The sequence below is a fragment of the Mucilaginibacter polytrichastri genome (assembly GCF_001911425.1).
GTDB lineage: Bacteria > Bacteroidota > Bacteroidia > Sphingobacteriales > Sphingobacteriaceae > Mucilaginibacter > Mucilaginibacter polytrichastri.
Genome location: NZ_MPPL01000001.1, coordinates 615,859 through 627,788, shown reverse-complemented (window position 1 = coordinate 627,788; position 11,930 = coordinate 615,859). Strand labels below are relative to the sequence as shown.

12 protein-coding genes are annotated in these 11,930 nt (G+C 34.7%); 2 read left to right on the top strand and 10 right to left on the bottom strand.

What is annotated here, in order from left to right:
* From RG47T_RS02840 to RG47T_RS02795, 10 genes are all read right to left on the bottom strand, one after another.
* Positions 1–850, bottom strand: an 850-nt coding sequence (locus RG47T_RS02840) for a glycosyltransferase family 4 protein (protein WP_216350998.1), incomplete at its 3' end; no start/stop codon positions are given.
* Positions 851–863: 13 nt separating this feature from the next.
* Positions 864–1,952 (bottom strand): acyltransferase family protein, encoded by a 1,089-nt coding sequence (locus RG47T_RS02835; protein ID WP_074487976.1) that lies wholly within the window; start codon positions 1,950–1,952, stop codon positions 864–866.
* Between the two features lie 9 nt (positions 1,953–1,961).
* On the bottom strand, positions 1,962–2,834 hold the full coding sequence (locus tag RG47T_RS02830) for a glycosyltransferase family 2 protein (RefSeq protein WP_074487974.1): 873 nt from the start codon (positions 2,832–2,834) through the stop codon (positions 1,962–1,964).
* 4 nt (positions 2,835–2,838) lie between these two features.
* Positions 2,839–3,969 (bottom strand): glycosyltransferase family protein, encoded by a 1,131-nt coding sequence (locus RG47T_RS02825; RefSeq protein WP_074487973.1) that lies wholly within the window; start codon positions 3,967–3,969, stop codon positions 2,839–2,841.
* 2 nt (positions 3,970–3,971) lie between these two features.
* The gene (locus RG47T_RS02820; RefSeq protein WP_074487972.1) at positions 3,972–4,544 is read right to left on the bottom strand and encodes an acyltransferase; all 573 of its coding nucleotides are present in this window, start codon (positions 4,542–4,544) and stop codon (positions 3,972–3,974) included.
* 55 nt (positions 4,545–4,599) lie between these two features.
* Positions 4,600–5,550 carry a hypothetical protein gene (locus RG47T_RS02815; RefSeq protein ID WP_074487970.1) on the bottom strand — a complete coding sequence of 317 codons (951 nt, stop codon included), beginning with the start codon at positions 5,548–5,550 and terminating at the stop codon, positions 4,600–4,602.
* Positions 5,551–5,563: 13 nt separating this feature from the next.
* Positions 5,564–6,838, bottom strand: a complete 1,275-nt coding sequence (locus RG47T_RS02810) for an MATE family efflux transporter (RefSeq protein WP_216350997.1) — start codon at positions 6,836–6,838, stop codon at positions 5,564–5,566.
* A gap of 33 nt (positions 6,839–6,871) precedes the next feature.
* Entirely contained in the window at positions 6,872–9,220 is a 2,349-nt protein-coding gene (locus RG47T_RS02805) for a GumC family protein (protein WP_074487966.1), read from the bottom strand.
* A gap of 8 nt (positions 9,221–9,228) precedes the next feature.
* Complete coding sequence (locus RG47T_RS02800) at positions 9,229–10,017, bottom strand: polysaccharide biosynthesis/export family protein (RefSeq protein ID WP_083627278.1); 789 nt, start codon at positions 10,015–10,017, stop codon at positions 9,229–9,231.
* Positions 10,018–10,109: 92 nt separating this feature from the next.
* A complete protein-coding gene (locus RG47T_RS02795; protein ID WP_074487964.1) occupies positions 10,110–10,421 on the bottom strand; it encodes a DUF3467 domain-containing protein in 312 nt (103 codons plus the stop codon).
* Positions 10,422–10,680: 259 nt separating this feature from the next.
* Here RG47T_RS02795 and RG47T_RS02790 point away from each other — a divergent pair, with 259 nt between their 5' ends.
* Together RG47T_RS02790 and RG47T_RS26285 are read left to right on the top strand one after the other, a co-directional pair.
* Positions 10,681–11,268: a hypothetical protein gene (locus RG47T_RS02790; protein WP_074487962.1), complete on the top strand. Its 588-nt coding sequence runs from the start codon at positions 10,681–10,683 to the stop codon at positions 11,266–11,268.
* Between the two features lie 447 nt (positions 11,269–11,715).
* Positions 11,716–11,904 carry a hypothetical protein gene (locus tag RG47T_RS26285; protein WP_139235621.1) on the top strand — a complete coding sequence of 63 codons (189 nt, stop codon included), beginning with the start codon at positions 11,716–11,718 and terminating at the stop codon, positions 11,902–11,904.
* Positions 11,905–11,930 lie beyond the last annotated feature (26 nt).

Here is an 11,930-nt window from a genome sequence, read left to right as displayed (position 1 = left end):
GCCCCCCGCTTGCAGATACTATTGGAACACACCCGCAAGCCATACCTTCTAAAGCCACTATACCAAACGGTTCTTCCCATACCGAGGGTATAAGTATATATCTGTGCTCATTTAATGCATTTACTAAGGCTTCTCCTTTCATCGAACCGGCAAAAGTTATGGCCTTATCAAGACCATATTCAGAAACTTGTTTTTTTAAATTATCAAATTCCTCACCAGTACCTATAACAGTTAAAGTATATGCATAAGGAGGTGACGTTGAAAGGGCATTTTTATTTAATAGATATATTGCTTCAACAGCCATACTTGCCCCTTTATCAGAAACCAATCTTCCTAAAAAAACGAATTTTTTTTGCCGGTTAGCTATTGGAACAGTATTTAAAAACAGCGTATCATTATATGCATTTTCGATAACAGTTGCAGTTGGCCAGCATCTTTTTCTAACAGCGTCACTAACTGCAATAATAGATGTTGCTCGTTTAAGCCATTGATATTTAAATGTACTTTGTAATGATTGCTTTTTGGCTTCAAAGTCGTCCAGCCAAGTGTTTATGGATATTACTAAAGGCTTTTTAATAAATAAAGATGGCCATGAAAGGCGCAGAACAGGGCTGTTTTCAAATACAATATCTGCCCAGCGATGCTCTTTTAACAAAACTCTTAAGCTGGGATTACGAATGACTTTATGAGGAAATTCCTTTTCCCCGGTTTGTAATGTCCATGTTAAAACGTGTACTTCTATACCATAGCCTACAAATACCTTAGCCAAAAATTCTGCATTCGCTTCAGTACCACCGATATCGGGATAAAATTTATGCGTTATAAGCAACAATTTATAATGCTTTACCATTTACTCAAGTTCATTACTGAATTACTAATTTTATCTTATTCAAAAATTGTTTAAAGGGAGAAATCCATCTAAAACGATTTTTCTCCATTATACTCCCCAAGTACATACAAGTAATAAAAACTATTACTAAGCCTACAATCATATTTAAGCTATTATTTGCATATTCTTTATTTATTACTCTAAATAATACCAAGAGTGGTTCATGCAATACGTAAAGAGGAAATGTCAAATCTGCAAATTTCCTAAAAGTTTTTAATGCCTTTCCGGGTACCTTTTCTGATGCAATATTGTAGCTGGGTAAAAGCCAGAACGCTATGCCTATAAACAAGCTAACTATAGTATCGGATATAAACTGAGCTGAAAAAAACAGCGGTGAAGTTCCTAATTTAAAAGGCAATGCCGGTAATGCAATATAAAGGATAATTGCAATTGACAAAGCGCCGGCTACCAAAAACCAAGATATTGCATACCTATTTTTTAACGGATTATTTAGTCGATATGCTATGTTTCCAAAAAGCCAAATAGGCATCATTGATAAAATTTTAGGGCCAGCAATCATACAGGCTAACAATGGTATTATTACTGATTGCCAACCTTTAAATTTAAAAAAAACACAACCAAAAATAACGTAATACCAATATTCATAAGATAATGACCATAAAGGGCCATTTATTGGGGGCGATGCAGAAAAAAACCACATTTCATTCAAAAACAAGCCCGAAAGTATATAACGCGGTAGTGGATTCCCTCGTTGATAACCTATTGCAATTTCGGGAGATAACTTAACCACTGCAAATTCAATAATAGCTGTGATTATTAACGTCGGCAATAATACCGAATACAATCTGCTTAAACGTGCTTGAGCATATTGCAAAGGACCTCTATTTTTTTTTGAGGTGGTATGGGCAATTACGTATCCCGATAATACAAAAAATATAAGTACAGAAAAATGTCCAAAGTCAGCCCCCATAAAGTTATTGCCTACAGTAATATATCCCTGGGCATAAGCGTGGCCTATAAAAACAACTATTGAGGCTATTATCCTTAGTGCATCTAAAAATATACTGCTTAAGCCTGAAAGGCTTCGGGGTGTATGGGCCATATAATAGTATTATATCGTACCGTTAACAAAAAGTGAGATAAGTTTTGAGCGCGAATATGCCTTATCTTTTCTGACCTCTTCAGAATATTTAAAGCGCCCCAAAACATTTATAAAAACATACTCAATACTTAACCGACCTATAATAATCATATTTAAAAGAGGCCCAAGTGGGTATTTATTAAATTTCTTGAGCAGCATAACTCTGTTTTTGTAAAAGCGTATCAATCTCTTGCTTACAAGTTGTGGAGTACCGCTTCCCTTATGAAAAGCTTTTATTGGCATTACGCCTATATGCCAGCCTTTTCTTATAGCTCTCATGCAAATATCATGATCTAGCTCTAACCAGTCGTAATTCTCATCAAAACCGCCAATTTCCTGTAATACTTCTTTACGAATTACCATGGCACATGTATAAACCGTAATTAGTTTAGGGTTTTTGTTAAATTTAGACTGGTAGTATTTATGCAGTTTCTGGCCGAGTACTACACTCATAGCATCGGGCTCTGGTTCAAATACTGCCGTTGGCTGGCCTTCGGCATTCTCTATCTCATATGCAGCTATGCCCACTTTAGGATTATCTCTAAAATATGCTTTCGTTCTTTCAATATATTTTTCTAGTGGCCATGCATCAGAATCAAATAGGATAACCAAATCCGTATCTAAGGCTGCTAATCCCACATTAAGGCTTTTAACCAATCCTTTATTCTCAACGTTTCTAATCAAAGTGACATTATCAAACTCCACGTCAAATTTTTCATTAGAACAATCATCAACAACTACAAATTTATCTATGGTATCGTCAGCAAAACGCAAGCAATTCTCAATACATTTAGTACTTAACTCATACGTATTGTAATTGGTAGTTAATAAACCTACTGTCATATGGTTATTGGTTAAAATTTTTTAAATATTTTTCAAATGCCTCTTTTGCTCCATAAAGTGCCGAAAAGCTTTTATCCTGATCAAAGAATTTTTTAAAATCGAAATTTTCGCTCCATTCTTTTAGTTCAGTAATTTGACGGTTATCTTGTTCAAAAGATTCCTTAAATAAAATAACCGGACAACCATTAATTAATAAAGCAGCTATGCTACCGCTTTTTTCATAAAGTATTTTAGGATAAGTAGAAAGCCCTAAATCAATTGTAGACAAATAATCAGCTACGTCATATTCATCCCATTCTCCAAGCACTGCAGTTTCTATGTTTGTAGTTTTAGTAATATTATCTAAAACCTCTTTTACTTTATCTGCCTTACCTATATGTGTTACCATTAGCTTTTTACCGAGTTTATCTTCAATCGTTTTTGCAACTTGATTTAGTTGCTGCCCTAACTCAGTATAGGCATGAAAACCACCGAAAAACGACGCAATAACGTAATTGGCTTTATTATCTAAAACAGATTTTGGTAGTTGCATAAATATTTTCCCGGGCGATGAACTACCAGCTGGAATGTTGCTAAAAACTGGGATTTTGTCCGTTTGAATGCCCAAATTAGAAAAGCATTTTTTATAATACTCATTAGTCGTAGAAATAAAAACGGGTTTCAGCTTTGATATAATACCAAGAGTTATTCTTTTCTGGAAGTATCCAATTATCTTATCCTTGATTGTACTCTCTATAGATTCTCCCTGCCATATTTCGTGAAACATAATGCTCCATTTTGCAAATGGCCTTAATTTCTTAAGCTTTTTACCCAAGTTAATTGGCAGGGCTCTTTTATCAAAAGAATAAGGTACATACTGGAAGCTAATCCAATCGGGGTCAAAAATTTTTAAATATTTCTCAGCTTCTTTAAATTGATATTTTTTTTCCAGTGAATGAGGGATACGTAACGTGCTAACTTCCACCCCATCTATTACCTGTGACCCTACTGCAATTTTATTTATATGACGATCAGCAAGAGAAATTACAACTACCTCATGATTATTTTGCTGAAACTCTTTGGCTAACCTGCGCGTGTAGTCGCCAACGCCATCTTTACCGGGCTCTAATCCTCCACAAAGAAATGCAATTTTCATGTTTAATTTCGTTGGCTTATTTTTTTTGCAGGTATACCTGCCCATATTTCATAGGGTGGTATATCTTTGGTTACTACGGCCCCAGCTGCAACAATAACTCCATCGGCAATTTCAACACCTTTTAGTACAACAACGTTACAGCCCAACCATACATCGTTTCCAATAAGTATAGCTTTTTCTGGCCCCTGCTGCTTATGCATTGGTGATGATAGTGATGTACCATGATCGTGATCAATAAACTTGCAGCCGGAAGCTATAAGGGAATTATCACCAATAACAATTTCCTTACGAATATTGAATTCACACCCGGCACCAATAAATACATTGTTTTTTATAATTATGGAAGGCCCTTGTTTCCATATGCCGTCAAATTTAAAGTAAATACCTTGTTCTAAACTGCAGTTATCTCCAATTACTACTTGGTGCGGCCAAGTTATTTTAATTGAAGGCAAGTACGTATTATGCCCTACATACATGCCTTGCATATGATACCACAGCTTTCTAAACCAGCTTAAAAAGTTATATAGATAACGTGATATTAAAATAAAAAACACCTTCTGAACTAATTTAGCCATTGTAACTATTTGCTTATTGCATACACTAATGTCCTACAATATTTCAAGTATGGTACTACGGACGATGATAAAAACGCCCAATGAATTTAGCAATTAACATACTTGTTACTTTATACTTAATAAACGCCTTGCTATGAACATTTAATGGTACCGCCCCTTGCATATTCAGCCAATATAAATTATCAGGCAAACTTGGTGCTTTGCCTTTAAAAGCATTTGAAATGAATTTTTTGCTCCAGGGCTTTGGTGTACCCGTTGCGTGTGACATAGTCCAACCTCCGTAAGTTAGATCCATACCTTCTGGGCCCATTTCACTGATTGGAGATGTTGTGCACATTGCCGTGATATTAAAAGCATCCTGATCTATACTCCAAAAAGGATAAGTTCTATCAAATGATGAAAACTTTTTTGGGTCTGCTTTATAAACATTTATGGCGGTATCTATTAACTTTTCCCAAGTTTCAAGAAATTCGATATCTCTTATATTAACACCACAAAAACCACCATTAATGTAAGCACTTACTTGATGATTTATTATTTTACCAATGCTATGTATTACTTTAGTCCACTCCATGCGGATTGGGTGCGTAAACGGCAAATCATTGCTAACAATCTCATGCACCATTGCAACTCCGTGGTTTACCCATTCTTCATAAAATGACCATCTGCATTTAATTACAATGTCGGGGTCAAAATAAAACAAGTTGGTACAATCGCTTCTAAGATCTCTCCAAAGTTTAAGCATAAAAGTTGCCTTATAGTTGGTAAGATGGTATTCAGTATCAAGAGGCAAAAAGTGAATTTCAATATCATTAGTAACATTTAACGTAGTACTTCCCACCCAGTTGAAAGAACTGGAAGATTTTCCTTCAGCCCACTTAGGCAATGCGCCCTTGTACCCAACAAATATTTCCCCTTTATACCCCTGCTTATAAAGCGAATTTACCAATCCAGCTATGCCATAGTGATAGTTTTTTTCAAAAAGTGTACAAACGATTGAAGACATAGATGTGATGTAATTATGTATGATTAGATGATTTTATTATTTTTATTAGACAATAAAGTGCATTAATCAGGTATTCTGCAGATGCTATAAAAATATTATATAACAAAGCACCTTCAATAGTTGACACTTTTAAAACCAAAATCCCAAGTATTATACAGCTAACATTAATAGGAACAGAAATTACCGGATTAATTGCCCACCCCCTGGCCGTATATAGCCCAAACATAATTCCTGAAGCTAACACGATACAACTTCCAAGTATACTTTTAACCAAAGCAGAACCTAAATTCCCATAGCTTTTTCCTAATAACCATAATATTTGAGTTGGAAATAAATAAGCTACACCAACTATAAGTGCACCAATGCCAATTAACACAAACTGAATTTTAACATAGTTTTTCAATAGCGTTGTCTTATCGTCTGGAAGTTTTGAAAAACTGGGAATTATTAAGGTTGTAAATACTATACTTACAACGCTTAGCATCATTGATAAACGTCCCAGAGCACCTACCTGGGCTACCGTAGTACTATTACCAAATACTGATATTATCCAAATTGTTACCTGTCCTGAAACACAGTAATAGATAGAACCGGGAAGAATTCTTTTTACCCCTCTAAGTATTTGCCGCTGAATATTAGGATTAGGCTCTGCGTGCCAATTTGCATAACCAGCAGATATTTTTTTTAACTTCAAATTACCCCACATTCTGGGTATACCTGCCGCCAGTATTGCAATAGCTGCAAATGGTGATATTAAAAGACTACCAAGCATTAAAAATCTTAATATATTAACTATAATTTGATTTTTCTGGAGTGAATTAATATCCTGATGCAGCTTTGGAGCAATCTCCAATAAAGAATCTGAGAGGGCAGCCACAAATGCCGGAATAAGTGTTATTACAATAATAGTTGCTTTTAAAGTTGAAGCTCCATTATGCATAAGCAGATAAAACAGTATAGGCACTGCAACTAATAAACTGCCTATAGCAAATTTTTTCCTTAAGCTTAGCCCTGTAACTAATACTTCTCCAAGCTTATCACCATCTTTCCATACTTTCCCTCCCTGAGCCATTACACCAGCCCCAATTCCGCCATCTGCCAAAACTGTCATAGTACCAAGCATTGTATTTACTAATGTATACAATGCATATTCCTTAGTTGGAAGTAATCGTATTATAAGTATTCCGCTAACCAACCCTAAGCCTTGAACAATAATCTGCGCAAACCCGGTAACGGATATTAATTTAGCCCATTGAACTATTTTTGAATACTTGGGGTTAATGGACATTGAGGGCATATGCTACGGAAAAATAAATTTTAATTATCGTTTACCCAGAATTTTCTTCCAAAAACTCTTATCGGGCGTAGTTTCTTCATAATAACCGTAGCCATAACCGTAGCCGTAGCCGTAGCCGTAACTACTTCTTTTATGATCCACGGAATTGAAAATTATGCTCATTTTTTTGAATACCTTTTTTAATCGAAACTCTTCTAATGAAGCAATACTTTCTTTATGTGTATAATCATATCTAACAATAAAAAATGTTGCATCCGCATACTTACTTAAAATTTGAGCGTCTGCTAACAATCCTACCGGCGGGGCGTCCATAATTATATATTCATAATCATTTTTCAGCTCATTAAAAAGTGTTTCAATACGTCCATTCAATAGTAGTTCAGCGGGATTGGGAGGCTTAATTCCGCTGGTTATAATATCTAAATTTGGCTGCTGAGGATGGGTTCTGATAATTTCTTTATAATCCTGCTTGCCAATTAAATAACTAGACAATCCAACAGAGTTATCGATACCGAGAGTTATATAAAATCTGGGCTTTCTTAAATCAAGCTCTAAAACAATTACTTTTTTTCCTGTACTTGCCAAACTTGCACCTAAGTTTAAAGAAATAAATGACTTACCTTCACCGCTAATACTTGAAGTAAATAATATATTTTTGTGCTTACTTTCAGGTACAATAAAATCCAGGTCTGCTCTCAAAGATCTTATCTGCTCTGAGATCATAGATCTTGGGTGGCTTATTGTAACCAATGCGTCTGAAATATCAGAATGATTCAATTGAGCTATAATAGGTACCCTTGTTGCTCTCTCAATATCAGCTTTTCTTCTTACGGTGCTATTAAATATACCTCGTATGTAAATTATTACAATGGGTAAAAATATACCAATTAAAAAGAAAGTTATATAGATTAAATTTTTGGCGGGTTTAAAGTACATCCCAGAACTTACTGCTGTATCAATAGTTTTACTATCAGAAACTGTTGAGGCTAAAAGTATTTGTGTTTCTTCTCTTTTTTGAAGTAAAAAAGTAAATAAATTATTTTTAATATCGCGATCACGCATTACATCTATAAGCCCTCTTTCCTTGGTAGGAACATTTCTAATAGTTGACTCAAATTTAGAATTTTGCGCTTGAAGCTGTTTTTTACTATTCTCTAAACCCGATCTCACGTTTAGCAGCGTATGTAGAATTGTTTTCTTTAAAGCCTTGATCTGGTCATTAATAGAATTGACAATAGGATTGGTTTCTGGTATAGTACGAAGCTTTTGTTCTCTATCAAGCATGGCGTTGCTTAATTGCGTTACCAAACCTAACAGGGTTGGGTCTTCAACCCCTTGCATAGAAGGAAGCTTTTCTAAATTTGTACTCTCATTTTTTAAATAAGTTTCCAAATTATTAAGAATGCCAAACGTTAAATCTATTTTGGTTATTTGCGCGTCGTTATTTTGGACATTATTTAAAAAAATGCCAGATTGCGCCGTTATATCAATAATTTGATTTTTAGATTTGTAGTTTTCTACGCTTTTCTCAACATTGTTTAATTCTGATGCTACAACAGTAAGTCTGCTTTCAATAAAACTAAGCGTATTGGATGTAGTTATATTTTTGTCATCGATTGACGTTTGGTTATACTCATCAACCAATTTTGTTAAAACATCTTTACCCCGCTCAGGTATTTCATCTTCCATTGATATAAATAGCACCGTAGCCTGTTTGCTTGCAGGCACTATACTGAGCTTACTTATATAATATTGCGCAACACCTTCTACCGTACCAAAGTTAACTTTAACGGGAATATGTGTAGGGTTTACAACATGCTGAGGAATTGCAATCAATAAGCCTGCCTCAGTTTGAACCGGTTTATCATATGGAATTATTTTCCCATCAAATTCAATACTTTTATCATCTATATATTTGGCTATCCATTTCTTATTATTTGCATTTTTATATTCCCCAATTAATTTTATTTTGAAGGGCACATATTTATTGTATAAAATTATTTTTCGCAGATTGTTCTCAATAATGTAGGTATTCTCTAATTCCAAAGATTTAATAACCTTTTCCATTAGCATTCGAGTTCTCAAAACTTGTATCTCGTTATCTATAATTTTATCAGACGAATTCAAGTTCAATTGCTGCAATACATCTTTATCATTATTTTGCTCTTTATCTTTAATCAATAAAGCAATATCAATCTTGTACTGTGGTACCTGCATTTTAGAATAGATACTTCCCAGAATTAACATTGAGCCGATGGATAATATAAACCAACGCCAATAGGTTAAATACCCAAACAGTACTTCCTTAATGTTTACTTCTTTTTCAAATTTGCCGTCAGGCATCTCTTCAACTGTATCTGAGTTATACCTCATTTTTATTGCTATTTTATGATAAGTAATATAACTGTGACCAAACTTATCGCAATCGGCAACAACCGAATTGTCAAATCAGATTGTACAACTTTGCTTTTAGTTGCTTTTACATACACGATATCATTAGCATGCAAATAATAGTATGGTGAGGTAAATACGCTCCTGTCGCTTAGGTCAATTTGTCCAAATTCCTTCTTTCCATCAATCTCTCTGATAACTTGAATCTCACTTCGTTTTCCATAAGCAGTTAAGTCGCCTGCCATCGTTATCGCTTCTGGAATAGTAATTCTTTCATTAGGCACAACATATACGCCAGGCTTGATAACCTCACCTAAAATAGAAATCTTATAATTCAAAAACCGAACTATTATAGTTGGTTCCTTTAAGTATTCTTTTAATTTGCTTAAAAGTAAATCATGGGTTTCGGCGGTTGTTAATCCACCAACATTAACATTCCCAATTAATGGCAGGCTGATTTCGCCTTTATTACTCACCAAAAAACCAGGGGCTGCAGATTGGCTAAGTCCATTAGAACTACCACCCGCATCTGAAGGAACAGTATTTGCAGAATAAGGATTAAAAAAACTACTAGCTTCGGGGCTTAACGAGTTAACGTAAAGCGATAATATATCACCTGGTTGTATTTTGGCCTCATATGCCTTTGACACAACAATGGTATCTGTTTGATTTGGCGCTTTTTGAAAATACGCTAATTTTTTTTCGTTAAAACACGACGAAAAAAGTATAACAAGAACCACAGGTACAATTTTTTTTAAAATATTTTGCATATTCTGCATATTCAAATTCTATTAATTTCAGCAAGAAATTAGGGTTAATATAACATCTTAAATAGCGTGGGAAGATTTCAGGTATTACCTAACTTAAGGTATTAAGCCTGCCCTATTGTACCACCAAAATTCATAGAAAAACCAGAGTTTTCTTCCTGAATTTTAATGCGGCCATTAACAGCCTCAAACTTTTCAATATTTTCTTTCAACGCTGTTAATAAGCGCTTGGCGTGTTCTGGAGTTAGTATAATTCTTGATTTAACTTTAGCTTTGGGTATACCAGGTACAACTCTTATAAAATCAAGTACAAATTCAGCATTTGAATGTGTAATGATAGCCAAATTAGAATAAATCCCTTCAGCTATTTCTTCTGAAAGTTCAACATTTAGTTGAGATTCGTTTTGTTCTTCCATAGCATAGATCACTACATCACTGTAGCCTTGTTTTGACAAATTTATTAATTTAAGTGAATATATTTTATATTTTGATTTAAAAATAGCTTTTTAATAATCAACATTACAAAAACACAACCTACGAGTTAAATTAGCCGTATACATGTATCAAAAAGCAAACTTTCTAACGTTATTGCTTACATCTTAAAGATATTTTATTTATTATTACATTTTATTTGCATTCTGTCATCTACATTATTAAAAACTTAACAATAAATTAATGCCTGTGAAAAAGTATTTACTTTTAGTTATAACCATTGCGCTTAGCTTTTTTGCTAATAATGCCAAGGCACAATATTACAATAATACGTTTAGAGAAGATAGCTGGCACGTTACTATAGGGCCAGACATTTTTGGAGTATTAAATCCGAACCAGTATATCGACAACACTAACACTAAGCTTCCTCCAATTCCTAATATTGTGTCTCGTTTAGGAATAGGTGGAACTGTACATGCTGAATATTATCCAAACCCATTTGTAGGGCTTACCTTAGGTACTGGCGTTGAATTTTTTAAAGCCTCAGGAAACGGTTATAAAAATCAGATTGTTGTGCCTGGTACAATTGGCGCAAAAGCTTTTTTTTCTCAAACCATGTATTTGGGAGCGGAGGCAGGATTAGCCTACACAACCCTAGCTTATAAGGATTCTCATATCGCAAAAATAGTATCACCGGCATTAGGTTATAACGATAATAATACTGGTTTAGATATTAGTTTACGATATGAATTACTGCACAGTAAAAATCAATATATGACTAGTTTTGGCTTACATATAGCCTACTCGTTTGACTTATCTCCAACCTTTTAAACTGATACAGAATTAAAACAGGTTGATAAATTTGATAATGCCGTCAAAAAATAGTTAATAAAACCATGTAACTATATTGACTATCAAATAACTGCATTGAGCCAATTGAAAGTGTTTTCAATTGGCTTTTTTAGTTTATGAAGGTGTTTAAAAAACGCATGTGGCGCCTGCGGTAGCTTGGCCGTTATTAGCTGGCGTAATCAGCAATGGAAGCACCCCTTTAAGTGCAAATCCTGCGATACGAATGTTTACCCGATCGAACCCGGAGCTTGCTTTCAATAACCAATTTGCTTGGTTTGAGAAATGTTTTAGCGAGTGCCGGGTACAAGTACCTTGTAATGTACAGCGGTTTATCTAAGAGCAGTATCGAGCGCTTATTTCGGGCATTACCTTGCCCGGGCTCTCAAGGTACTGATCAAACCAAAGCAAAGACGCACCTGTTGATCGGTGCAACATATTTCCCAAACGAGTTATGCCTGGTACTTTATCATGATCCATGATATCCTTTATACGCAGTTTTACCGAATGATAGATAAGGAACGTTATGAGCAAATGCGTGAAGAGCTGGAGAACTTGAAAGTGCTGGGGGTTGATATAGCGAGCATTACCTGCTACGAACATAAAAGCTATTCGTAATGTTTACCCTGATGTATTGACCCAGC